Genomic DNA, 25,352 nt, shown 5'->3' on the forward strand with positions numbered 1-25,352 from the left:
GAGAGTGCGGGGAGGCGGTGCGCGGAAGGCGCCGCAGATACGGGCGGTTTCCATGCCGAGCGGCTGGGCACGGCGACCGTAGTGCAGAATTGTCGCATGCGTCTATGGCCGATCTTGCTGCTTTGGGGAAGCACGCTGCCCGCGTGGGGAGCGCATGCCTATGCGATGTGGGGCGAGCCCCGCATGCCGGTCGGCTTCGACCATTTCGCGTATGTGAATCCACAGGCTCCGAAGGGGGGCGAGTTGCGGCTGGTGAGCAACCTGCGCGTATCGACCTTCGACAAATACAACCCGTTCACGATCAAGGGCAACGCGCCGGCCTACCTGTCGGCCCTGATGTTCGATTCGCTGCTGGCCGGCTCGCTCGACGAGACGGGCGTGGGGTACGGCCTGCTGGCGCAGGATGTGGACGTGGCTCCCGATGGCCTCTCGGTCACGTTCCGCCTGCGCAGCGAGGCGCGGTTCCACAACGGCAAGCCGGTGCTGGCCCAGGACGTGAAGCACAGCTTCGATACCTTGATGGGCCCGCATGCCACGCCTGCGTACAAGACGCTGCTCTTCGACGTGGCGGGTATCGATGTGCTGGACGACCGCACGGTGCGCTACCGGTTCAAGCACCCCAACCGCGAGCTGCCGCTGACCGTGGGCGGGCTGCCGGTCTTCAGCCGCGATTGGGGCGTGGAGAACGGGCGCGCCAAGCCGTTCGACCAGGTGGTGATGGACACGCCCATCGGCAGCGGCCCCTACCGCATCGGCCCCGTGCGCTTCGGTAAGGACATCACCTACGTCCGCGACCCGCAGTACTGGGCGCGCGATTTGAACGTGCGCAAGGGCACGTCGAACTTCGACCGCATCCAGGTGAAGATCTACAAGGACAACACGGCCCGGCTGGAAGCCCTGAAAGCCGGCGAGTTCGATCTCATGCGCTTCTTCAGTGCGGGCGACTGGGCCCGCCGGGTCAACGGGCGCAAGTTCGATTCCGGCGAGCTGGTGAAGGGCGACTTCGCGCACAAGCAGCCGTCGGGCTTCCAGAGTTTTGTGCTCAACACCCGGCGGCCGGTGCTGCAGGACGCCCGTGTGCGCGAAGCGCTCGGGCTGGCCTTCGACTTCGAGTGGATGAGCCGGCAACTTTTCTATGGCGGTTACCAGCGCGTGAACGGGCTCTTCGGCAACACGCGGTGCGAGACTCGGGGTTCGCCTTCCGCCGAGGAGATCGCCCTCATGGAGCCGTGGCGCAAGAGTATTCCCTCCGCGGCGTTCGGGCCGATGGCGGTGCCTCCCCGGACCGATGGGCCGACCACCCTGCGCGACAACCTGCGCCGTGCGCAGGCACTGCTGCGGGATGCAGGCTGGGAGGTGCGCGACGGCGCCCTGCGCAATGCCAAGGGCCAGCCCCTGGTGCTGGAGTACCTGGACAGCAGTGAGGGCGGCGTGCGCACGTTGTCGTCCTGGATGCGCAATCTCGAGAAGCTGGGCATCCGCCTGCAGTTCCGCATGGTGGACTTCGCGCTCTACCAGCAGCGATTGCAGAAATTCGATTTCGACATCACCACGATCGCCTACCAGGGGTCGGACAATCCGGGCCAGGAGTTTGCCGACATGTTCGGGTCGCAGGCGGCGGACACCGAGGACTCCGGAAATTACCCGGGGGTGAAGAATCCCGCGGTGGATGCGATGATCCGCGCGATGGTCTCGGCCAAGAGTCTGGACGCGCTCCTGCCGGCCTGCCACGCGCTCGAGCGCATCGTCGCGCACGAGCATTACCTGATCCCACAGTGGACGGCGGGCTCGCACCGCATGGTCTACAACGCCTGGCGGCTGCAGCGGCCCGAGGTGCTGCCCCCTTACTCCACAGGGGAGGCCTGGGCTATCGATACCTGGTGGGCGCGCATGCCGCCGCAAACCCGACCCGGCCCCGTCACGCCCTGAAAGCCGCATGTTTTCATACCTCCTCAAGCGCGTGCTGCTGATGCTGCCCACCCTGCTGGGCGTGCTCCTGCTCACCTTCGTCGTGATCCAGTTCGTCCCCGGCGGGCCGGTGGAGCAATACCTGGCCGAGGCCAAGGCCGGACTGGGCGGGCGCGGCGGCGGGGCGGAAAGCGGTGGGTTGGCATACCGCGGTGCCCAGGGCGTGGACCCGAAGCGGCTGGAGCAGATCAAATCGCTCTACGGTTTCGACAAGCCTGCGCACGAGCGCTTTCTGCACATGCTGGGGCAGTTCGCTCGGTTCGATCTGGGTCGCAGCTTCTTCCAGAACAAGGAGGTCTGGCAACTGGTGAAAGAGAAGCTGCCCGTCTCCATCAGCCTGGGGCTCTGGACCTTCTTCATCAGCTACCTGGTGGCCGTGCCGCTCGGGGTGGCCAAGGCGGTACGGGCGGGCTCGCGCTTCGATTTCGTGACGACGCTGATCGTGCTCGTGGGCTATGCCATTCCGGGTTTCGTGCTGGGGGTGGCCTTGCTGGTCGTCTTCGGCGGGCAACTGCAGTGGTTCCCGCTGCGCGGGCTGACCTCTGCGAACTGGGACGAAATGTCCTGGGGCGCGCGCATCGTGGACTACCTCTGGCACATCACGCTGCCGGTGACCGCGATGGTGGTCGGCAGCTTCGCGGTGACCGCGATGCTCACCAAGAACGCCTTCCTGGAGGAAATCCGCAAGCAATATGTCCTGACGGCGCGCGCCAAGGGCCTTTCTGAACGGCAGGTGCTCTGGAAGCACGTGTTTCGCAATGCGCTGATTCCCATCATCACCGGGTTTCCGGCGGCATTCATCGGCGCGTTCTTCACCGGGTCGCTGCTGATCGAGACACTGTTCTCGCTCGATGGCCTGGGGCTGCTGAGCTACGAGAGCGTGATCCGGCGCGACTATCCGGTCGTGCTCGGGACCCTCTATCTCTTCACGCTGATCGGGCTCGTGACCAAGCTCGTGAGCGATCTCTGCTATGTCTGGGTGGACCCGCGTGTCAAGTTCGACTGACCTTCCCATGGCGGCCGATGGCCGTTCCCTGTCGGGGCCGATCGGCGCCGCTTCGCCGGACACTGGTGCAGCCAAGTCGGCAACGGCGCGGTCGCTGCCGCCCGGGCGGCGCGCGTGGCAGCGGTTCAAGCGCAACCGCCTGGGCTACTGGAGCCTCATCGCGTTCTGCGTACTGGTGGTACTGAGCCTGGGGGCGGAACTGGTCAGCAACGATCGCCCGCTCCTGGTGCGGTACGAAGGGCGGTTCTACCTGCCGATGTTGCACGACTATTCCGAGAAGACCTTCGGCGGCGACTTTGAGACCCCTGCCGACTACCTCGACCCATTCGTGCGCGAGCGGCTTGGCGCCGGTGGCAACTGGGCCCTCTACACGTTGAACCCTTACGGCCCCCACACGCTGAATTATTTCGCAAAGGCGCCGAATCCATCGGGGCCGACCGCCGACAACTGGCTGGGCACGGACGACCGCGGCAGAGACCTGCTGGCGCAGCTCATCTACGGATTCCGCGTGAGCGTGCTTTTCGGCTTCGCGCTCACGGCCGTCGGGGTGCTGCTTGGGGTCGCAACGGGTGCGATCCAGGGTTTCTTCGGCGGCCGTACCGACCTGGCCTTCCAGCGGTTCATCGAGATCTGGGGCTCGATGCCGGAGCTGTATCTGCTCATCATCTTCTCGGCCGTGTTCGCACCCAGCGTGGGGCTGCTGCTGGTTCTTCTTTCGCTGTTCGGCTGGATGGGGCTGTCGGACTATGTACGCGCCGAGTTCCTGCGCAACCGCCAGCTCGACTACGTGAAGGCGGCGAGAGCCCTCGGCGTGCCCAATGGGCAGATCATCTGGCGCCATATCCTGCCCAACAGCATGACGCCGGTGGTCACCTTCCTGCCGTTTCGCATGAGCGCCGCGATCCTCGCGCTGGCTTCGCTCGATTTCCTGGGCCTGGGTGTGCCGCCGGGAACGCCCTCGCTGGGCGAGCTGCTGAACCAGGGCAAGAACAATATCGATGCGTGGTGGATTTCGATCTTCACCTTCGGCGTGCTGGTGACCACGCTGCTGCTGCTCACTTTCATGGGCGATGCGCTGAGGGATGCGCTCGATCCAAGAAAGGCCGACCGATGACGGGCCGGCCTCTGCCATCGCAGTTCTCCGGTGCGGTCGGGGCGGGTCCCAATCCGCCGCCGTTGCTCGAGGTGCGCGGGCTGTGCGTGCGTTTCGGCGGCAAGGCCGTGGTGCATGGGGTCGACTTCGACATCCGTGCTGGCGAGAAGCTGGCCCTGGTGGGCGAATCGGGCTCCGGCAAGACCATCTCCGCGCTTTCGCTGCTGGGCCTGGCGGGCGATGCAGAAGTATCGGGGCAGGCGCTGCTGCAGGGCGAGGGCACCGACCCGCCGCGCGATCTGCTGGGCCTGACGGAACGCGAGATGCGCGGCGTCCGAGGCGGCGACATCGCGATGGTGTTCCAGGAGCCGATGACCGCCCTGAACCCGTTGATGTCCGTGGGTGAGCAGATCGCCGAGGTGCTGCAGTTCAAGCAGGGTCTCACGCGGACGCAGAGCGCTGCGCAGGCCGTGGAGCTGCTGGCGGGCACCGGCATTCCCGAGCCGGCCCGGCGCGCGAAGTCCTATCCGCACCAGCTCTCGGGAGGACAGCGCCAGCGCGCGATGATCGCCATGGCGTTGGCGAGCCGTCCGCGCCTGCTGCTGGCCGACGAGCCCACGACGGCGCTGGATGTGACGCTGCGCGGCCAGATCCTGGAACTGCTGTCGGACCTGCAGCGGCAGACCGGCATGGCCGTGCTGCTCATCACCCACGACCTGCACCTGGTGCGCCGGTTCGCCGACCGGATCGCGGTCATGGAGCGGGGTGTGTTGGTGGAGCAGGGTGCGGTGGCCGATGTGTTCGCCGCGCCGTCCCATGCGTATACCCGGCGGCTGCTGGGAAGTGTCCCGCGGCGCGATGTGATCGAGGAGAAGCAGGAGGACACTCCCGGCGCCACCCCGCCAGCCGCGGAAGCTCAGGGGCTGCGCGTGGCGTATTCCACTCCGTTGCCCGGTCTGCGCGGCTGGTTCCGCCGGGGCGAGTTCGTGGCCGTGCAGGGCGCCGATCTGGCGATCCCGTCCGGCCGCACGCTCGGGGTGGTGGGCGAATCCGGGTCGGGCAAATCCACCCTGGCCCAGGCGCTGCTGGGCCTGCTGCCGTTCAGCGGCGAGCTGAAGGTCGCGGGTCAGCGTTGGCAATTGCCGGCGCAGCGCAACAGCGCCGAAAACCAGGCCCTGCGCCGCAGTGTGCAGGTGGTGTTCCAGGATCCTTTCTCATCGCTCTCTCCCCGGCTCACGGTCGAAGAGATCGTGGGCGAGGGGCTGCGTGTCCACGCGCCCGAAGGCGGGCTGGCCGGGCGCCGGTCCCGCGTGGAAGCGGCACTGGCCGACGTGGGCCTGGTCGAAGCGCAGTTCCCTGGTCTGCTGGCCCGGTATCCGCATGAGTTCTCGGGCGGCCAGCGCCAGCGCATCGCGATTGCGCGCGCACTCATTCTGGAGCCCCGCCTGCTGGTGCTGGATGAACCCACCAGCGCGCTGGACGTGACGATCCAGCAGCAGGTGCTGGCCTTGCTGCAGCGGCTGCAGAAGGAACGCGGCCTCAGCTACCTGCTCATCACCCACGATGTGGCGGTGATCCGGGCCATGGCGCATGAAGTGCTGGTCATGAAGGATGGGGCCATCGTTGAGGCCGGCCCGATGGCGCGGGTGCTCGATGCGCCGCGCCATGCCTATACCCAGGCGCTGGTTGCCGCGGCGGAGGCGGGCGCGGATCCCGCTACCCGCTGAACCGCCGGTGCGCGGGGCCGCGCTGCGCCGGGGCTGCGGGTGGCTGGGAGTGCCCGTCACTCCACGGCGATGGGCTCCTGGTCCGTTCCCGCATAGAGCCGGAACTGTTTTCTGCCCGCACGCTTGGCCGTGTACAGGGCGACGTCCGCGCTTCTTGCCAGCTCTTCGAAGCTCTCTCCGTGCTGTGGGAAGAGGGCAATGCCGCCGCTCAGGAAGATCTGCTTCGACTCGCCCAGCAGGTCGAAGGGCGCCTCGCAGGCGGCCATGATCTTTTTCGACACGAGGCAGGCCTGTTCGGCATGCTCCACGATCGGCAAGAGAACGATGAATTCATCACCGCCCTGACGGCACACCGTGTCCGAGCGGCGAACGCAGCTGCTGAAGCGCCTGGCCACCTGCACCAGGAGCAGATCTCCCGCATCGTGCCCGAGGGTGTCGTTGATCTGCTTGAAGCCGTCGAGATCGATGTACATCAGGGCCAGGCCATGGCCGTCGCGGCGCGCATGGGCGATGGCCTGCTGCGCGCGATCCTGGAGCAGCACGCGGTTGGGCAGGTCCGTCAGCATGTCGTGTTGCGCGAGGTGGGCCATGCGCCGCGCCAGGGCCATGGCTTCGGTCACGTCGCGCAGGACCATCACGGTGCCTGTGATCTGGCCGTGCCGATCGGTGATGGAGCTCACGCTGTTCTCGACGTCGATGCGCCGGCCATCCCGGCACTGCAGCACCAGTCCGCGTTCGGTCGGCTTGGTGGCGGCACCCGCCAGTGCGCTGTGGGCGGGGTGCGATGCCGGTGTTCCCGCGGACGTGGCGAGGGGCGCCACTTCGTCGATGTCGCGGCCTGCAGCGTGGAAGGCCTGCCAGCCCGTCATTTTTTCCGCCACGGGGTTGATGTAGGTGACGTGTCCGGTGGCGTCGGTGCATAGCACGGCGTCGCCGATCGATTGCAGCGTGAGGCGGACAAGTTCCTTTTCTTCGAAGAGCAGGTCCTCCATGCGCTTGCGTTCCGTGAGGTCGTCGATCTGGACGAAGATGCCTTGCGTTCCGGTGCCGTCATGGTCGGGAATGTACGAGACCAGCGTATGCCTGAATTCCCCCGAGGAGAGCTGGACTGTGCGCTCGAAGACCTGTTTGCGCCCTTGGAGGGCCCGTTCCAGGTGGGGCCGCGCGAAAGCGTAGGTATCGGCGTCCAGGGCCTCCTGGATGGGCTTGTCGCGGATCTGCTCCTGGGACAGCCCGAGCCAGTCGAGGTACGCCTGGTTGGCGAAGCGATTGCGCAGATGCCGGTCCCAATAGCCCACGAGCGATGGTAGGTTGTCGAGGATGGTGCGCATGTCGTGCTGGGCCTGGTGCAACTGGCCCGCTATCGCTTGCCGGCGCGCGAGTTCCCGTGCAAACAGCACGGCCAGCCCCACGCAGGCGACCATGAGCAGCGCAGCAAACGACCCGAGCACCAGTGCGCTCTGCCGCCACTTCGACAGGATGCTGTCGACGGACTGCGCTACCGCCACCACCAGCGGATAGTCGCCCACGCGCCGGAAGGCATGCAGGCGGGCCACGCCGTCGCGCGAGTCTGCCGCCGTTTCGGTGAAGTGCCCCTCCCGGAGGTTGCCAAAGCGAGCCAGATGGCTCGGCTCCACCGACTGCCCGCTGTCTTCGGTGCGAAAGGGGAACCGCGCGATGGCCATGCCATCCGTGCGGACGATCTCCGCCAGGCTTTGGGGCCCCAGGCCGAGGGATTCGAACAGCTCCTTGAAATAGCTGAGCCGCACGGTGCCCACCACCACTCCCGCAAAACTGCCGTCGTCGCGGTAGTAGGCCCGGCTCATCGCCAGGCTGTATTCGCCCGAAACCCGGCCACGGATCGGGGTGCCGATATAGACCCCGTAGGCTTTCTCCCGGGTGTGGACCCGAAAATAATCCCGGTCTGCCAGATTGGGTGCGTTGGGGATCTTGCCTGTGGAGCTGATCAGCAGGTTGCCTCCCGGGTCGAGGATGGCGACAGCGCCGAGCCCGCGTGTCCGCAGCGAGTGGTCGAAGAGCATCGCCCGCTGCATGTCTTCAGGCAGGGTGTGCAGGTCCGGCCGGGCCAGGATATCCACCACTCCGGCCAAGGAGTGATCGAAGCCATCGAGCGTCCGTCCGATGTTCTGCTCGAGCGTGCGGGCAAAGGCGGCGTTGGCATCCTGGGCGTAGTGCCACTCATCGTCGCGGATGCTGAGGATGGTGCGGGCGAAGAGGGCGCCGATGCCCACCGACAGTGCAATGGCCAGCAGGATCAGGCGGCGGTGGGGATGCAGACGCATGGACGGATGCAGCGGCGTGTGGGTAAGCTCGCCCCGAGAGGGCTGAATGTCTTGTGGGGGTCTTCCGTTGCTCGTCCAGGCACCTTCATCGGGTGTGGTTGGGCGGGGAGAAAAGGTCCCAGGTGGCGATGAACAGCGCTGCGATGACCGGCCCGATCACGAAGCCCGTCAGCCCGAAAAGGGCCATCCCGCCCAGGGTGGAAATCAGCACGATGTAGTCGGGCATCTTCGTGTCCTTGCCCACCAGCACGGGGCGCAGCACGTTGTCCACCAGGCCGATCACACCGATACCGAAAATCGTCAGCGTGACTCCTTGCCAGATGGCGCCCGTCGCCAGGAAATACACCGCCACAGGCGCCCAGATGAGCCCTGCGCCGACGGCGGGCAGCAGCGACAGAAAGGCCATGAGCACACCCCAGAGAACGGGGCCCTGGATGCCGAGGAACCAGAACGCCAGTCCACCCAGGGCGCCCTGCACCGCAGCCACCGCGATATTGCCTTTGACCGTGGCGCGGATGACCGTCGTGAATTTGATGGCGAGCTGGCGCTTGTGCCCCTCGTCGAGCGGCGTGGCCTCCCGGATCCGCACCGCCAGTGCAGCGCCGTCGCGCAGCAGGAAGAACAGCAGGTACAGCATGATCCCGAAGCTCACCAGGAACTGCAGCGTGTTCTGGCCGAAATCGATGGCCTTGCTGGCGACGAACTGCGTGGCCTGAACCGTCACGGACGACAGCCGCTCCTGGAGTTCCGCCGCCGTGGTCAGGTTCAGGCGTTCCAGTACCTGCAGGGCCCAGGAGGGCAAGGCCTGCATGATCTGCTGGACATAGGCCGCAAAGTTCAGTTGCCCGGACCGCATGCGCTCGTACACGAGGCTGCCTTCCTGCACCAGCGAGATGGTGATGAGGGTCAGGGGGAGTATCACGACCACCAGGCACAGCCCCAGGGTGCACAGCGCCGCCAGGTTGTGGCGGCGTGGCATGCGGTTGAGCAACCTCCGGTGGAGCGGCGCGAAGAGGATCGCGAGCACGATCCCCCAGAACACCGCCCCGTGAAAGGGCCAGAGGATCGCGAGAAAAGCCAGGCTGACGGCGATCAGCAGGGCGATGAAAGTGCGGTTTTGCAATAGGGCTGACTTCATGACTCGGCAGTGGGGCTGTGTTGCCGAAATGTACGCGACGCGCAAGGCATATCTCCGGGGCTTTGTGATCGTGTGGGCGTCGGCAGGTGTTCGATGGCACAATCGTGGCCGCAAGATTAAGGCCCTTCCCCAGCCACAGTCGCATCCGCCAACCGGTTCAGCCGTGTCGCGGAAGGTTTACCAACCAGCTAATGCTTCCCTCAGGGAAGCGGAGGTCAGCGGAATGAGCGATACGACGTCCGTCTATCAAGCCTACCAAGGCAACACCTATCTCTTCGGTGGCAATGCCCCCTATGTCGAAGAGATGTACGAGAGCTACCTCGTCAATCCGGGCAGCGTGCCCGACACGTGGCGCGAATATTTCGACGCGCTGCAGCACGTGCCGGCCGTGGACGGCTCCAATTCCCGGGACGTTCCCCACCAACCCGTCATCAACGCTTTCGCCGAGCGCGCGAAGCAGGGCGGCACCCAGGTGGTGGTGGCGACGGGCGCGGATTCCGAACTCGGCCGCAAGCGCACGGCAGTCCAGCAGCTCATCTCTGCCTATCGCAATGTCGGCCAGCGCTGGGCCGACCTCGATCCCCTGAAGCGGACCGAGCGCCCCTCCATCCCCGAGCTGGAACTCTCCTTCTACGGCTTCACCGATGCCGACCAGGAGACCGTGTTCAACACCAGCAATACGTTCTTCGGCAAGGAGTCGATGCCGTTGCGCGAACTCGTCAACGCGCTGCACGAAACCTATTGCGGCACCATCGGTGCCGAGTACATGTATGCCTCCGACCAGAACCAGAAGCGCTGGTGGCAGGAGAAGCTCGAGAAGATTCGTAGCAAGCCGAACTTCGGCAACGACAAGAAAAAACAGATCCTCGATCGCCTGACTGCCGCCGAAGGACTCGAACGCTTTCTGCACACGAAATACGTCGGGCAGAAGCGCTTCTCGCTCGAAGGCGGGGAAAGCTTCATCGCCGCCATGGACGAACTGATCCAGTCGGCCGGTGCCCGCGGTGTGCAGGAAATCGTCATCGGCATGGCCCACCGCGGTCGCCTGAACGTCCTTGTGAACACCTTGGGCAAGATGCCCAAGGACCTGTTCGCGGAGTTCGACCATACGGCGCCCGAAGATCTTCCTTCCGGCGACGTGAAGTACCACCAGGGCTTCAGCTCGGATGTGTCCACCACGGGTGGGCCGGTGCATCTGTCCCTGGCTTTCAATCCCTCCCACCTGGAAATCGTGAACCCTGTCGTCGAGGGTTCGGTCCGTGCCCGCATGGACCGCCGCGACGATCCGCATGGCAAGCAGGTGCTGCCGGTGCTGGTGCACGGCGATGCCGCGTTCGCTGGTCAGGGTGTCATTCAGGAAACCCTGGCCCTGGCGCAGACCCGTGGTTATTCCACGGGCGGCACGGTGCACATCGTCATCAACAACCAGATCGGTTTCACCACCTCCGATCCGCGTGACAGCCGTTCCACGCTGTATTGCACCGATGTGGTGAAGATGATCGAATCGCCTGTCCTCCACGTGAACGGCGACGATCCGGAAGCCGTGGTGCTGGCAACCCAGCTGGCCCTCGAATTCCGCATGGAATTCCAGAAGGACGTGGTGGTCGACATCATCTGCTACCGCAAGCTGGGCCACAACGAGCAGGACACGCCGGCGCTGACGCAGCCGCTCATGTACAAGAAGATCGGGCAGCACCCCGGCACGCGCCGGCTCTATGCCGACAAGCTCGCTGCGCAGGGTCTGGGCGAATCGCTGGGCGACGACATGGTCAAGGCCTATCGCGCCGCCATGGATGCGGGCAAGCACACGGTCGATCCGGTGCTGACCAATTTCAAGAGCAAGTACGCGGTGGACTGGAGCCCGTTCCTCGGCAAGAAGTGGACCGACGCCGGCGACACGGCCATCCCGCTCACCGAGTGGAAGCGTCTGGCTGAGCGCATCACCACCATTCCGGAAGGCGTCTCGCCGCACCCGCTCGTGAAGAAGGTCTATGACGACCGCGCGGCCATGGGCCGGGGCGAAGTCAACGTGGACTGGGGCATGGGCGAACACATGGCTTTCGCGTCGCTCGTCGCCAGCGGCTTCCCCGTGCGCCTCTCGGGCGAGGATTGCGGTCGCGGCACGTTCACGCACCGCCATGCCGTGATCCACGACCAGAACCGCGAGAAGTGGAACGAGGGCTTCTATGTTCCGCTGCAGAACGCCAGCGAGAACCAGGCGCCGTTCGTCGTCATCGATTCGATCCTCTCCGAAGAGGCCGTGTTGGGCTTCGAATACGGATATGCCTCGAACGATCCCAACACGCTCGTGATTTGGGAGGCGCAGTTCGGCGACTTCGCCAACGGCGCGCAGGTCGTGATCGACCAGTTCATTGCGTCCGGTGAGGTGAAGTGGGGCCGTGTGAACGGCATCACCCTGATGCTGCCGCACGGCTACGAAGGCCAGGGTCCGGAGCACAGCTCGGCGCGCCTGGAGCGATTCATGCAGCTGTCGGCGGATGCCAACATGCAGGTGGTGCAGCCCACGACGGCCAGCCAGATCTTCCACGTGCTGCGCCGTCAAATGGTCCGGCATCTGCGCAAGCCGCTGATCATCATGACGCCCAAGTCCCTCTTGCGGAACAAGGACGCCACGTCGCCGCTGTCCGAATTCACCAAGGGCAGCTTCCAGACGGTGATCCCGGAGCAGAACGAAGCCATCGACAAGAAGGCCGAGAAGGTCAAGCGGATCATCGCCTGCTCCGGCAAGGTGTACTACGACCTCGTGAAGAAGCGCGAGGAGAAGGGCATCGACGACGTGGCGATCATCCGTGTCGAACAGCTCTACCCGTTCCCGCACAAGGCGTTTGCTGCCGAAGTGAAGAAGTACGCGAACGCGACCGACATCGTGTGGTGCCAGGACGAACCCCAGAACCAGGGCGCTTGGTTCTTCGTGCAGCACTACATCCACGAGAACATGCTCGAAGGGCAGAAGCTGGGTTATTCCGGCCGTGCCGCCTCGGCATCGCCCGCGGTGGGCTATTCGCACCTGCACCAAGAGCAGCAGAAGGCTCTGGTGGAAGGCGCGTTCGGGAAGCTCAAGGGCTTCGTCCTTGCCAAGTGATGGCTTAGAAGCATCGCCCCGCGACCCTCGCAACCCACAGCGAAAAAACAAGTTCTGAAAGAATCGTCATGGCTATCGTAGAAGTCAAAGTCCCCCAACTGTCCGAATCCGTGGCTGAAGCCACGATGCTCTCCTGGAAGAAGAAGGCCGGTGAATCCATCTCCATCGATGAGATCCTGATCGAGATCGAAACCGACAAGGTGGTCCTCGAGGTTCCCGCACCGGCTGCAGGTGTGCTCGCCGAGATCGTCCAGGGCGACGGTGCCACCGTGGTGGCCGATCAGGTCATTGCCCGCATCGATACGGAGGCCAAGGCAGGCACGGCTGCTGCCCCTGCGGCGGCGCCCGCCGCGGCATCCGCTCCTGCTCCTGCTCCCGCCGCTGTTGCCCCGGCCGCTGCCGCGGGTGGCTCCAAGGGCGATGTGGCCATGCCGGCTGCCGCCAAGCTGTTGGCGGACAACAACCTTTCCGTGTCGGCGGTGGCTGGCACGGGCAAGGATGGCCGTGTGACGAAGGGCGACGTGCTGGCCGCCGTGGCTGGCGGCGCCAAGCCGTCTGCTGCGCCGAGTTCCATTCCCACCGGTGTGCCCACGAAGTCGCTGCCCCAGGTGGCATCGCCAGCGGCGCCCAAGCTGGGTGACCGTCCCGAGCAGCGTGTGCCTATGAGCCGCCTGCGCGCCCGCATCGCCGAGCGCCTGCTGCAATCGCAGTCCACCAACGCCATCCTGACCACCTTCAACGAGGTGAACATGGCCCCGGTGATGGATCTGCGCAAGAAGTTCCAGGACAGCTTCACCAAGGAACACGGCACGAAGCTGGGCTTCATGAGTTTCTTCGTCAAGGCTGCGGTGCATGCACTGAAGAAATTCCCCGTGCTGAATGCTTCCGTGGACGGCAATGACATCGTCTACCACGGCTACTTCGACATCGGCATCGCCGTCGGTTCGCCGCGGGGCCTCGTGGTGCCTATCCTGCGCAATGCCGATCAGATGAGCTTTGCCGACATCGAAAAGAAGATCGCCGAGTTCGGCAAGAAAGCCCAGGAAGGCAAGCTTGGCATCGAGGACATGACGGGCGGTACCTTCTCGATCTCCAACGGCGGCACCTTCGGCTCGATGCTGTCCACCCCCATCATCAACCCTCCCCAGTCGGCCATTCTGGGCGTGCACGCCACCAAGGACCGTGCCGTGGTGGAGAACGGGCAAGTCGTCGTTCGTCCGATGAACTATCTGGCCATGTCTTACGACCACCGCATCATTGACGGCCGGGAAGCCGTGCTGGGTCTGGTGGCGATGAAGGAAGCACTGGAAGATCCGGCCCGCCTGCTGTTCGACATCTGACCCCCATGAACGGACCCGCCCGCGTGGCCCGGCTGCTGGCCGAGCCCGCCGGTGGGTTTTTTCTTCAACCGATTCAGCGAGATTGAACTGACATGAGCAAACAATTCGACGTGATCGTCATTGGTGGCGGCCCCGGTGGCTACATCGCCGCCATCCGTGCAGCACAGCTGGGCTTCAACGTGGCCTGCATTGACGAGTGGAAAAACGAGAAGGGTGGGCCTGCACCCGGAGGCACCTGCACGAATGTGGGATGCATTCCCTCCAAGGCATTGCTGCAGTCGTCGGAGCATTTCGAGCACGCCAACAAGCATTTTGCCGAGCATGGCATCACCGCCAGCGACATCCAGATCGATGTGGCCAAGATGGTCGCCCGCAAGGACGCGGTGGTGAAGCAGAACAACGACGGCATCCTGTACCTTTTCAAGAAGAACAAGGTGACGTTCTTCCACGGTCGAGGCTCGTTCTCGAAGGCGGCCGATGGAGGCTATGAAATCCAGGTGGCAGGTGCAACACAGGACACCCTGCTGGGCAAGCACGTCATCCTGGCAACGGGGTCCAATGCGCGTGCGCTGCCGGGCGTGCCTTTCGACGAAGACAAGATCCTCTCCAACGATGGCGCTCTGCGCATCGGCGCCACGCCGAAGACGCTCGGCTTGATCGGCGCTGGCGTGATCGGTCTGGAGATGGGGTCCGTATGGCGCCGGCTCGGGGCCAATGTCACGGTGCTTGAGGGCCTGCCGACGTTCCTCGGTGCCGTGGACGAGCAGATCGCCAAGGAAGCCAAGAAGGCATTCGACAAGCAGGGGCTGAAGGTCGAGTTGGGCGTGAAGATCGGTGAGGTCAAGACGGCCGGTGAAGGCGTGACGGTGTCCTACACCGACGCCAAGGGCGAGGCTCGGGAACTGTCGGTGGAGAAGCTCATCGTGTCCATCGGGCGTGTGCCCAACACGATCGGCCTGAATCCCGAAGCCGTGGGCCTGCAACTCGACGAGCGTGGCGCCATCGTGGTGGACGCTGACTGCAAAACCAACCTGCCCGGCGTCTGGGCCGTGGGTGACGTGGTGCGCGGCCCTATGCTGGCGCACAAAGCCGAAGAAGAAGGCGTTGCGGTGGCCGAGCGCATTGCCGGCCAGCATGGCCACGTGAACTTCAACACCATTCCTTGGGTGATCTATACGAGCCCGGAGATTGCCTGGGTCGGCCGCACCGAGCAGCAACTGAAAGCAGACGGAGTTCAGTACAAGGCCGGCACGTTCCCTTTCCTGGCGAACGGCCGCGCGCGCGCTCTGGGCGATACCACCGGCATGGTCAAGTTTCTGGCCGATGCTGCGACGGATGAGATCCTCGGCGTGCACATCGTGGGTCCGATGGCCAGTGAGCTGATTTCCGAGGCGGTGGTGGCCATGGAGTTCAAGGCCAGTGCGGAAGACATCGCGCGCATTTGCCACGCGCACCCCTCGCTGTCCGAAGCCACGAAGGAAGCTGCTTTGGCGGTGGACAAGCGCACGCTCAATTTCTGATCGAGCGAGCCCAGGCAGCTGCCAGCGCATGAAATGATGGCGCTGGCAGCTCTTCTTTTTTGCAGCAATGGAGAATCGTCGTGAACGTGAGGCAGGCGTATGAGGCCGAGCTGGCCGCCAAGGGTTTTCGCAGCGACCCGGCACAGCTGGCCGCAGTCGAAGCGCTGCAGCGCTGCGCTGACGACTGGGCGGCCTACAAGGAAAAACGGTCCAATGCCCTCAAGAAGCTCATCAACCGCCCTGATGTGCCGCGCGGCGTATACATGTATGGTGGGGTGGGGCGGGGCAAGAGCTTTCTGATGGATTGCTTCTTCAATGCCGTGCCCATCCGCCGTAAGGTGCGCCTGCATTTCCACGAGTTCATGCGCGAAGTCCATCGCGAATTGGCAGCACTTCAAGGAACGGTGAATCCCCTGGACGTGCTGGGTGAGCGCATTGCCAAGCGTTACAAGCTCATCTGCTTCGATGAATTCCATGTGTCCGACATCACGGACGCCATGATCCTTCATCGCTTGCTGGTGGCGTTGTTCGACAATGGGGTCGGTTTTGTCACGACCTCCAACTTCAAGCCAGACGACCTTTACCCGGGCGGCCTGCATCGGGATCGCATTCTTCCCGCGATCGAACTGCTGAATCAGCAGCTGGAGGTGGTCAACGTGGACAACGGGACTGACTATCGCCGCCGTACGCTGGAGCAGGTCAAGCTCTATCACTGTCCTCTGGGACCGCAGGCAGATGCCGAAATGACTGCGGCATTCGAACAGCTGGCTGAGACCCGGGACGAAGACCCCGTCCTGCATATCGAAGCGCGGGAGATTCGTGCCCGCCGGAAAGCCGGTGGAGTGGTGTGGTTCAATTTCGATACGCTCTGCGGCGGTCCTCGATCGCAGAACGACTATCTCGAAATCGCCACGCAATTCCACACGGTGCTGCTTTCCAATGTGCCCTATATGCCGGTGGCCCTGGCTTCGCCAGCGCGGCGCTTCACCTGGCTGGTGGATGTGTTGTATGACCGGCGGGTCAAGCTCATCCTGTCGGCGGCAGTGCCTCCCGAAGAGCTGTATACCGAGGGACCGCTTGCCCATGAGTTCCCCCGCACCGTGTCGCGGCTCAATGAAATGCAGTCGAAGGAATTTCTCGCATTGGAGCGCCGGGTCGTGGATACCGGATTGACCTGATGCCGCGTGACACGAGCCCAAGGAAAGAATCCCCCATGCAGATATCCCCCATTCGTTTTGCAGTGGTCCTGGCGTTGGCCGGGGCATGCTTTCTCGGGAGTGCGCAGGCTGCAGGGTCCGAGCCTGCGGTGGATGGAGCCGCCCAGGCCAAGAGCCCCTTCGAATCAGCGCAGGCCGGCAGACGCCTGGAGCGCGAACGCATCCAGAAGGAGCGCCACGCGCTCGGAGAGCGCAAGGTGAAGGAGGAGGCTGTTTGCTACCAGCGATTCGCCGTGGAAGACTGCCTGCGCCAGGTTCGGGCACAAGCCCGGGATGCCGAGGAGGTGCTTCGAAAGCGCGAAGTGACTCTGAATGATGCCGAGCGCAAGGAGAAAGCGGACCTGCGGATTCGTGCGATCGAACAGAAGCAAAGCGAGCAGCGTCAGAAGATCGAAAGCGGTGAGCGTCCTGCCCCCATGCGAGGTGCTTCCCGGGGGGCTGATCCAGCGCAGGCGCAGTCCCAGCGCGAGGAAGAGGCCCGGATCCGGGCGGCCCAGCAGCGTTCTCATGAAGAGGTTCACCGCGCTTCGCGGGCAGAGCGTGCAGCCGCCCAGCCTGCACGCTCTTCGGCGGCACGCGAGCGTTATGAAGCAAAGCAGCACGCCGCGCGAGAGCGCAAGGAGAACCGCGAGCGTGCCAATGCGGAGGCCGCAGCGTCCGGACGCAAGCCCGCAGCTCCCCTGCCGCCACCGCCGGCTACTGCTGCTTCTGCGCCCTAGCAGGCAGGACGTCGGGGTGAGATCAATTGGACGGCCGCAGAGGTTTCTTTTCGTCGGCCAACGCTTCGACCTTCAAGATAGCCAGCGACAGGTTGTCGCCGCCCCCTCGTGCCCGTACGCGGGCTTTCTCGATGAGGAACTCGGTGGCTTCCCGAGGGGTGAGGGAGTCCACGACAGAGCCGAGTTCCGTTGGGGAGAAGTAGTGCCAGACCCCATCGCTGCACACGAGCAGAACGTCTCCGGGCGACAACTGGCCGATGGTATGAACCGCCACGGGGGGATCGGTTTCGGTTCCGAGGCAGCCGACCAGAATGTTCGAATGCGGGTGCGTGTTGGCCTCGATCTCCGTGATTTCCCCGCGGTCTACCAGTGCCTGAACGTACGAATGATCGCTGGTTCGGTAGACGAGGCGTGCACCCTGGAAGTGGTAGATGCGCGAATCACCGGCATGGGCCCAGTGGCAGTCGCCGCGAGGATTGATGAGAAATGCGGCGACAGTGCTGTGCGGCTCCTGCTCCGACGAAATGGCAGTCAACCGGATAACGATGTGCGCTTCTTCCACCATGTGCTTGAGCATGGCAGCCGGATCGTCACTTTCAGGGGAGTACCGTTCGAACAGCTGGCGTGCCGTCATCATCACCTGGTCGGACGCTTTGCGTCCCCCGCTACGCCCTCCCATGCCATCGGCAACCACGCCCAGCACGCAACCGTTGTGCCGGGGATGCGCGATCAGTGCGACCTGGTCCTGCTGGTATTCGCGGTCGCCCTTGTGAATGCCGGTCGACGCGGTCAGGCGAAACGGTTTGGTCATGGCGGCAATAGAAAAGCAAGTGGAGGCCAAGCAGGGCCGGTTGGGTGCAGAGTCCATATTATCGAGTCGCGCGCTGCTTTCACCCCCACCTTTTGCGTATTCCGCTCGCGCCGTCGACCGCGCTGCGCAGGGGCCTTGCAGTGGCAAGCGCTTGACCGAGTCGTGCGTGGCCTGCCATGCGCGTTATTGGTTGCGGTGGGTACCGTGGCCTGAAGGGAGGGCGTATGGGTGCTGGTGCTGAACATCCCTCGACTCTGGTGCAGGCTGTCGCTGCAGCGTTTTCGGAGGACGGCCCGCTGGCCTTGGCGCAGTCTGGCTTCCAGCCTCGCCCAAGCCAGACCGAGATGGCCACTGCCGTAGCGGAAACCATCGAGCATGGCGGAGCGCTCGTGGTTGAGGCCGGCACCGGGGTGGGCAAGACGTTTGCCTACCTTGTCCCCGCTCTGCTGAGTGGTGAGCGTGTGCTGATTTCCACTGCGACCAAGGCTTTACAGGACCAACTGTTCAGTCGTGATCTTCCGAGATTGGTTCGTGCTCTGGCGCTGCCGGTTCGCATGGCTTTGCTGAAGGGCCGTGCGAGTTACCTCTGCCTGCATCGGATGGACATCGCGCGCCAGCATCCTCTGGCTGGGGATGCCAATGTTGCCCGCGTCCTGGCCCGGGTTGAGGAATGGTCTCAGGCCACTGCCACGGGAGACCTTGCTGAACTTCCGGGGTGGGATGAGCGTTCAGCGGCGACACCGCTGTTCACCTCCACACGCGACAACTGCCTGGGCTCCTCCTGTCCACGTTTTCGCGCCTGCCATGTGCACCTTGCCCGCCGCGACGCTTTGGCGGCTGACGTGGTGGTGATCAACCACCACCTTTTCTTTGCTGACCATGCCATTCGGGATTCGGGCATGGCCGAATTGCTGCCCAGCGTCAGAGTGGTGGTGTTCGATGAGGCGCACCAACTGAACGACGTCGGCGTGCAATTCATGGGCATTCAGCTTTCTTCCTCGCAATCGATGGATCTGGCCCGCGATGTGCTGGCAGCCGGCCAGATGCTGGCGCGGGGTCTGGCAGACTGGGCCGGAATCGCCGATGCCCTGGGCCAGGCGGCGAAGGATTGGCGGCTGGCTGTAGGCTCGTGGGCGCCAAACACGAGGCTGCGGTGGATCGGAGGAGGCCCGGAAGGCGTGCGCTCCGATGTCTGGACCGGGGCGATGCTGCAGCTTTCGGCGGCATGCCGCCGAACGTTGGCCGCGCTCGACATGGTCAGCGAAATCGCACCTGATTTCGTGCGGTTGCATGAGCGTTGCATTCGCCTCATGGAGCGCATCGATGCGTTCATTGACCCCTTCGGTCCGGACGCGGTCCGCTGGGTGGAAGTGGGTCTGCACCAGTTGCGGGCTGTCCAGGCTCCTCTGGATATCGCTGCCCCGATGCGAGCGCTATGGTCTCAGGAAGCTGCCGGTTCCCGTGCAGATGGCGGTCGTCTGAATGACGCTCACGTCGCAGACCCCGGTCTGCCTTGGGCAGACGAAGATTTCGCATCCGCCGCCGCTCCCCCTCCAGGCCCTGGCATTGCTGCGGGCCGCCCACGTTCCTGGGTCTTCACATCGGCGACGTTGGGCGACGATGCATCATTGGGATGGTTCACTGCGAGCTGTGGATTGGACGGTGCCCGAGTCATGCAAGTGGAAAGTCCATTCGACTACGCCATCCAGGCTGCGCTGTACGTTCCCCGACAGTTGCCTGCACCATCGGACCCCGCCCATGGCTTGGCCGTTGCGCATTGGGTGGGGGATGCAATCAAGGTGTTGGGTGGAAGAACCCTGATTTTGACCACCACGCTGAAAGCGCTGCGTACCATTGGAGATGCACTGCTCGCACGTTTTCCGGAAGGTGCAGGCATCGAAGTGCTGGTGCAAGGTGACTGGCCCAAGCGCCGCCTCATGGAACGCTTTCGCGAGGGCGACGGAGATGGGAGCCGCGCTGGTTGCGTACTGGTAGCGTCCGCCACTTTCTGGGAGGGCTTCGATGTCCCGGGAGAGGCGCTGCAATTGGTCGTGATCGACAAGCTGCCATTTCCTCCCCCGGGTGACCCCGTCGTCGAGGCGAGATCTCAGCGTGCGGAACACCTCGGGAAAAGCGCGTTCAGACATTTCGCGCTGCCTGAGGCAGCGATTGCCTTGAAGCAGGGGGCTGGCCGCCTGATCCGCAGTGAGCACGATCGCGGGCTGCTGGCCATCGCCGATGCCCGCCTGGTGACGATGGGCTACGGCAAAAGGCTGTTGGCTGCGCTGCCGCGCATGCGCAGGATCGAGAGCGAGGAAGAATGGTGCGAGGCGCTGAAAAGCCTCGTCACCACACCTTCCACCAAGGCTCATCCTTCGCCTTGAAGCCGCTGCGGATGAGATCGCTCTGGGGGTATGAGGCGGCCATCACCCGCTGCGCGTCATCGCGCAACTGCGTCATGCCCAAAGCGTCATAGGATTTCACCAGAATGTAGAGGGCCTCTTCCAGCGCCGGCACATCCTTGTAATCGGCCAACGCGACTTGCGCACGGCTGATGGCCGCGACATAGGCGCCCCGCTGGAAGTAGTAACGGGCCACGTGCACTTCGTACTGCGCCAGCGAATTGACGATGTATGTCATGCGCTGTTGCGCGTCCTTGGCATACCGCGAATCGGGAAAGCGGGTCACTAGCTCACGGAAAGATTCAAAGGAATCCTTGGCCGCCTTCTGGTCACGCTCCGACAGATCCTGCCGGGACAGCCATGAAAAAAGCCCCAGGTTGTCATTGAAGTTGACAAGGCCCTTCAGATAGAGCGCGTAATCATAGGCGGGGCTTGCCGGGTGCAATTTCATGAACCGGTCAAGCGTGGCAACGGCCTGGGCCTTTTCACCGCCCTTGTACTGGGCATACGCTTTTTCCAGCTGCGCCTGTTGGGCCAGCGGCGTGCCGGCCGCGCGGCCCTCCAGTTTCTCCAGCAGTGGAACAGCCTTGTCGTAAGCGCTGCTGTTCATTTCGTCCCGTGCTTCGGAGTAGATGCGGTTGGGACTCCAACCCGCAGTCTTGTCTTCGGGAGTGTTGGAGCAGCCTGCGAGCACACTGGCTGCGAGCAGTGCGGTCATCAGTGGCAGGGAAAAACGCGGCATGGCGGCGGCTTTCTGACGTTGGGAGGGTTCGGATGCAGCCCCCGGGTTCGCGGCGACGGCCATGGGGCCATCGCCTGGGCGATGGGCGGGCAAGCGGGGGATTGTACCGGCCGGCAGTTGTCGCACGTGCCATCCGGAAAGGAGGGCGTTCCTACAATACCGCCCATGTTTGTCCATTTGCGCCTGCACACCGAGTTTTCCGTCGTTGACGGCACCACCCGAATCGACGACGTTGCCAAGGCGGCGGCCAGGGATGGCCAGCCCGCGCTTGCAATCACCGATCTCCACAATCTCTTTGGCGCCATCAAGTTCTATAAGGAAACCCGCGGCAAGGGTGTGAAGCCCGTCCTGGGGGCTGAGATCAGCGTTGAGCCGGAGTCGGCAGGAGGGCCCGTATCGCGGATCCTCCTGCTCGTTCAGGGCGGGCAGGGATATTTGAATCTGTGCGAACTTCTGGCAAGGTCCTGGACGCGCAATGTCGTGAAGAATGTGCCCCTGTGTACCTGGGATTGGCTGGAGGAGCTGGGCGGGGACCTCATTGCTCTTTCAGGCGCCCATGCCGGGCCTGTCGGGCAGGCCTTCACGCGCGGAGATCAGGCCAGCGCTGCTGCTGTAGCCCTGCGGTTGGCGAAACTCTTCCCCCACCGGTTTTATCTGGAGCTGCAACGGGCGGGGCGCCCCGAGGATGAATCCCAGGTGGTTGCTGCCGTACAGCTGGCAGCGAGGTTGAATCTGCCTGTGGTGGCCACGCAGCCAGCCCAGTTCCTCACAGCAGACGATTACGAGGCGCATGAAGCCCGGGTCTGCATTGCCGAGGGAGAGATCCTCGCAAATCCACGCCGCATCCGGCGCTTTACCCGAGAGCAATATTTCAAGTCGAGCGCGCAGATGGAGGCGCTCTTCGCGGATGTCCCCACAGCGATTGCCAACACGCTCGAGATTGCCAAGCGCTGCAACATTACGCTGGTGCTGGGCAAACCACGCCTTCCCGACTTTCCGACACCCAACGGAATGCCCGCGGACGAGTATTTCAGATATGCCTCTTTCCAGGGGCTGGAAGAGCGCTTGGTCCATCTCTATCCCAAAGAGACCGATCGCGAGCGGGAGCGCCCCCGCTACGTGGAGCGTCTGGAGTTTGAACTCGCCACCATCCTGAAGATGGGCTTTCCCGGCTACTTTCTGATCGTGGGAGACTTCATCAACTGGGCCAAGAACAATGGTTGCCCTGTGGGGCCGGGGCGCGGATCGGGTGCCGGATCTCTGGTCGCTTATGCGCTGAAGATCACGGACCTGGATCCGCTGCAATACAACCTGCTGTTCGAGCGTTTTCTGAATCCTGAGCGGGTGTCCATGCCCGACTTCGACATCGATTTTTGCCAGTCCAACCGGGACCGCGTTATCGACTATGTGAAAGAGAAATACGGCAAGGACGCTGTCAGCCAGATTGCGACCTTCGGCACGATGGCTGCGAAGGCCGCCATCCGCGACGTGGGGCGCGTGATGGACATGAGCTACACGTTCTGCGACGGGATTTCCAAGCTCGTGCCGGGCAAGCCGGGCATGACCTACACGTTGCAATACCCGCCGACGCCCAAAAAGGAAGGCGACAAAAATAACTACGCGCTCGAGCTGGAGCCCATGCTTGCGGAGCGGGTGGAAAAGGAAGAGGACGTTCGCACCATCATCGAGATGGCCCAGAAGCTCGAAGGCATGACCCGCAACATTGGCATGCATGCCGGCGGCGTGCTCATTGCGCCAGGCAAGCTCACCGACTTTTGCCCTCTCTACCAGCAACCTGGCAGCGAATCTGCCGTGAGCCAATACGACAAGGACGACGTAGAGGCGATCGGATTGGTGAAGTTCGACTTTCTGGGGCTGGCCACTCTTACCATCCTGGAGATCGCCCGCGAATTCATCATCCAGCGCCACAAGGGGAAGGAGAACTTCAATTACGAGACCATTCCCCTCGATGATTCCGCGACCTACCGGCTGTTTTCCGAGGGGCGTACGGAAGCCGTGTTCCAGTTTGAAAGCCGCGGCATGCAAGGCATGCTTCGGGAGGCACGCCCCAGCCGCCTGGAAGACCTCATCGCCCTCAACGCGTTGTACCGCCCCGGCCCCATGGACCTGATCCCCAGCTTCGTGAATCGCAAGCATGGGAAGGAAGAGGTGGAGTACCCCCACCCGCTCGTAGAAAAGGTGCTTGCCGAAACCTACGGGATCATGGTGTACCAGGAGCAGGTGATGCAGACCGCACAGGTGCTGGGCGGCTACAGCCTGGGCGGCGCCGATTTGCTGCGCCGTGCCATGGGGAAGAAGAAGGCCGAAGAAATGGCCGAGCACCGCAAGATCTTCCGTGAAGGCGCCGCCAAGAACGGTATCGATGAGCGCAAGGCGGACGAAGTGTTCGACTTGATGGAGAAGTTCGCTGGCTATGGCTTCAACAAGTCGCACGCTGCAGCGTATTCATTGCTGGCCTATCACACGGGTTGGCTCAAGGTCCATTACACGGCCGAGTTCTTCTGCGCGAACATGACCGTGGAAATGGACGACACCGACAAGCTCAAGGTGCTATACGAAGATGGCCTGAAGGAGGGGTTGACGTTCGAGCCACCTGATGTGAACCGCGGCATGTACCGCTTCGAGCCGGTGACGGACAAGGTGATTCGCTATGGGCTGGGTGCCATCAAGGGCACAGGCCAGCAGGCGATCGAAGCAATCGTCGCGGCCAGGGAGGGGCGCGGCGTGGGCCCGCGCGGTGATACCAAGGGTAATTTCTCCAGTCTGTTCGACTTCTGCGTCCGGGTGGACCGGACCCGCCTGAACAAGCGGACGCTGGAAGCCCTCATCAAGGCAGGAGCGTTCGACTACCTCGACATGAACCGCGCTTCGCTCGTGGCGTCGATCGATCGGGCGTTCGATTTTGCGAATGCCACCCTGGCCAATGCCAACCAGGGGGGGTTGTTTGACATGATGGGCGACGACGCCCACGGGTCGAGTACGCAGGAGCCCGATCTCGTCGATATGGTGCCCTGGGGTGTGAAAGAGCGTCTGACGCAAGAGAAGACGGCCATCGGCTTCTATCTGTCGGGGCATCTGTTCGACGAAGTCGAGCGCGAGGTCCGCCGGTTCGTTCGGACACCGATTGAAGAGCTGGCGGACAGCCGGGAGCCACAGATCATGGCGGGCATCGTGAGCGATTTCCGGGTGATCAACGGGCAGCGTGGGCGGCTGGCGCTCTTCAAGCTCGACGACAAGTCCGCCACCATCGAAGCATCGGCCGACGAAGGAGTCCTCAACAGCCATCGGGATCTGCTGAAAGACGACGAATTCGTCGTCCTTCTGGGCCGCCTGCAACTGGACCATTTCAGTGGGGGGCTGCGCCTGAAGGTCCAGCAGGGCTGGGATCTTGCGGGGGCCCGTGCCAAGTTCGGCCGTTATCTGCAGGTGGCGGTCGGGGATTGCGCGCCCGACGTGCAACGCCTGGTGCGGGAGTTTCCGCCCAAGCGTCAGGAGACCCCGGAAGGCGAAGTTCTCGTGCACGGCCTCAGGGTGCGCATGGGTGTTCGCTGCCGCTCGGAGGGGCTGGAGGCCGTGGCGGAACTGCAACTGGGCGAGGGAAGCCGTTTCTTTCCTTCGGACGCCGCTCTCGCAGCCTGGAGCACCGAGGCTGGCAGTGGCGGGGCCAATGTGGTCTACGACGCAGGATGAGTGCGGAGACCTTGAATTTCCGTTTTCAGGATGCAGTTGCAGACTGAGTCTTGTCCCGACCGGCGCGGTCGTCCGCTCCGCATCTGCGAAGCGGTGTGGAATAGCCGGAAGTTGCGCCGGAATTCCCGCTTTTTCGCACTCGGGCAAACGCCTCGACACGCTCTAGAATGGTCTTCATGGCAACAAAACCACCCTCTTTCACCCCAGCCCCGCCCACCGGGGCGCCGGCACGGGACGATGGCGGTTCGGTCGTGCTCGAAAGGCGCACGCAAAAGACCCAGCCGCCGCAGATGTACCAGGTGGTGATGCTCAATGACGATTACACGCCCATGGAGTTTGTGATCGTCGTCCTGCAGGAGTTTTTCGGCAAGGACCGCGAAGCGGCCACGCAGATCATGCTCAAGATCCACCTGGACGGCAAAGGCGTTTGCGGAGTGTATTCACGCGATGTCGCCGCTACCAAGGTCGAACAGGTGCGCGACGCTGCGCACAAGGCGGGCCACCCGCTGCAATGCCTCAGCGAGCCCGTTGAATAACAGGCTCCGGGACCCG

The 25,352-nt window shown here is 63.7% G+C and carries 16 protein-coding genes; 11 read left to right on the forward strand and 5 right to left on the reverse strand.

Going from position 1 to position 25,352, the window contains the following annotated elements:
- The first annotated feature begins 96 nt into the window (after nt 1-96).
- The 4 genes from BM144_RS07190 to BM144_RS07205 are packed head-to-tail and all read left to right on the forward strand — an operon-like array spanning nt 97 to nt 5,794.
- The gene (locus tag BM144_RS07190) at nt 97-1,929 is read left to right on the forward strand and encodes an extracellular solute-binding protein (RefSeq protein ID WP_092950631.1); all 1,833 of its coding nucleotides are present in this window, start codon (nt 97-99) and stop codon (nt 1,927-1,929) included.
- 7 nt (nt 1,930-1,936) lie between these two features.
- Nucleotides 1,937-2,974 carry a microcin C ABC transporter permease YejB gene (locus BM144_RS07195; protein WP_092950633.1) on the forward strand — a complete coding sequence of 346 codons (1,038 nt, stop codon included), beginning with the start codon at nt 1,937-1,939 and terminating at the stop codon, nt 2,972-2,974.
- A 7-nt stretch (nt 2,975-2,981) separates the two neighbouring features.
- Nucleotides 2,982-4,088, forward strand: coding sequence for an ABC transporter permease (locus BM144_RS07200; protein ID WP_092950635.1), 1,107 nt, complete (start codon nt 2,982-2,984; stop codon nt 4,086-4,088).
- Nucleotides 4,085-5,794, forward strand: a complete 1,710-nt coding sequence (locus tag BM144_RS07205) for an ABC transporter ATP-binding protein (protein WP_092950637.1) — start codon at nt 4,085-4,087, stop codon at nt 5,792-5,794. The genes BM144_RS07200 and BM144_RS07205 overlap by 4 nt, the downstream gene beginning before the upstream one ends.
- A 56-nt stretch (nt 5,795-5,850) precedes the next feature.
- On the opposite strand, the gene BM144_RS07210 is transcribed toward BM144_RS07205, so the two are convergent.
- Together BM144_RS07210 and BM144_RS07215 are read right to left on the reverse strand one after the other, a co-directional pair.
- Nucleotides 5,851-8,097, reverse strand: a complete 2,247-nt coding sequence (locus tag BM144_RS07210; RefSeq protein ID WP_092950639.1) for a diguanylate cyclase domain-containing protein — start codon at nt 8,095-8,097, stop codon at nt 5,851-5,853.
- An 85-nt stretch (nt 8,098-8,182) separates the two neighbouring features.
- A complete protein-coding gene (locus BM144_RS07215) occupies nt 8,183-9,235 on the reverse strand; it encodes an AI-2E family transporter (protein WP_092950641.1) in 1,053 nt (350 codons plus the stop codon).
- Nucleotides 9,236-9,458: 223 nt separating this feature from the next.
- Here BM144_RS07215 and BM144_RS07220 point away from each other — a divergent pair, with 223 nt between their 5' ends.
- From BM144_RS07220 to zapE, 4 genes are all read left to right on the forward strand, one after another.
- Nucleotides 9,459-12,338, forward strand: a complete 2,880-nt coding sequence (locus BM144_RS07220; protein WP_092950643.1) for a 2-oxoglutarate dehydrogenase E1 component — start codon at nt 9,459-9,461, stop codon at nt 12,336-12,338.
- 68 nt (nt 12,339-12,406) lie between these two features.
- Nucleotides 12,407-13,678, forward strand: coding sequence for a 2-oxoglutarate dehydrogenase complex dihydrolipoyllysine-residue succinyltransferase (odhB, locus tag BM144_RS07225; protein ID WP_092950645.1), 1,272 nt, complete (start codon nt 12,407-12,409; stop codon nt 13,676-13,678).
- A 92-nt stretch (nt 13,679-13,770) separates the two neighbouring features.
- Nucleotides 13,771-15,198, forward strand: a complete 1,428-nt coding sequence (gene lpdA / locus BM144_RS07230; protein WP_092950647.1) for a dihydrolipoyl dehydrogenase — start codon at nt 13,771-13,773, stop codon at nt 15,196-15,198.
- Between the two features lie 80 nt (nt 15,199-15,278).
- Nucleotides 15,279-16,376: a cell division protein ZapE gene (gene zapE, locus BM144_RS07235; protein ID WP_092950649.1), complete on the forward strand. Its 1,098-nt coding sequence runs from the start codon at nt 15,279-15,281 to the stop codon at nt 16,374-16,376.
- A gap of 164 nt (nt 16,377-16,540) precedes the next feature.
- On the opposite strand, the gene BM144_RS23095 is transcribed toward zapE, so the two are convergent.
- Both BM144_RS23095 and BM144_RS07245 read right to left on the reverse strand, forming a co-directional pair.
- Nucleotides 16,541-16,924 carry a hypothetical protein gene (locus BM144_RS23095; protein WP_175525970.1) on the reverse strand — a complete coding sequence of 128 codons (384 nt, stop codon included), beginning with the start codon at nt 16,922-16,924 and terminating at the stop codon, nt 16,541-16,543.
- Nucleotides 16,925-17,156: 232 nt separating this feature from the next.
- Nucleotides 17,157-17,945, reverse strand: a complete 789-nt coding sequence (locus tag BM144_RS07245; RefSeq protein ID WP_092950653.1) for a PP2C family protein-serine/threonine phosphatase — start codon at nt 17,943-17,945, stop codon at nt 17,157-17,159.
- Between the two features lie 224 nt (nt 17,946-18,169).
- Between BM144_RS07245 and BM144_RS07250 the strand changes: the two genes are divergently transcribed.
- Nucleotides 18,170-20,329 (forward strand): ATP-dependent DNA helicase, encoded by a 2,160-nt coding sequence (locus BM144_RS07250; RefSeq protein WP_092950655.1) that lies wholly within the window; start codon nt 18,170-18,172, stop codon nt 20,327-20,329.
- Here BM144_RS07250 and BM144_RS07255 read toward each other — a convergent pair.
- Nucleotides 20,292-21,089 carry an outer membrane protein assembly factor BamD gene (locus tag BM144_RS07255; protein WP_092950657.1) on the reverse strand — a complete coding sequence of 266 codons (798 nt, stop codon included), beginning with the start codon at nt 21,087-21,089 and terminating at the stop codon, nt 20,292-20,294. The two genes, BM144_RS07250 and BM144_RS07255, sit on opposite strands and share 38 nt — an antisense overlap.
- 165 nt (nt 21,090-21,254) lie before the next feature.
- Between BM144_RS07255 and dnaE the strand changes: the two genes are divergently transcribed.
- Together dnaE and clpS are read left to right on the forward strand one after the other, a co-directional pair.
- On the forward strand, nt 21,255-24,800 hold the full coding sequence (gene dnaE / locus BM144_RS07260; protein WP_092950659.1) for a DNA polymerase III subunit alpha: 3,546 nt from the start codon (nt 21,255-21,257) through the stop codon (nt 24,798-24,800).
- A gap of 167 nt (nt 24,801-24,967) precedes the next feature.
- On the forward strand, nt 24,968-25,336 hold the full coding sequence (clpS, locus tag BM144_RS07265; protein WP_092950660.1) for an ATP-dependent Clp protease adapter ClpS: 369 nt from the start codon (nt 24,968-24,970) through the stop codon (nt 25,334-25,336).
- Nucleotides 25,337-25,352 lie beyond the last annotated feature (16 nt).

It is taken from the genome of Paracidovorax konjaci (assembly GCF_900112675.1).
GTDB classification, from domain to species: domain Bacteria; phylum Pseudomonadota; class Gammaproteobacteria; order Burkholderiales; family Burkholderiaceae_C; genus Paracidovorax; species Paracidovorax konjaci.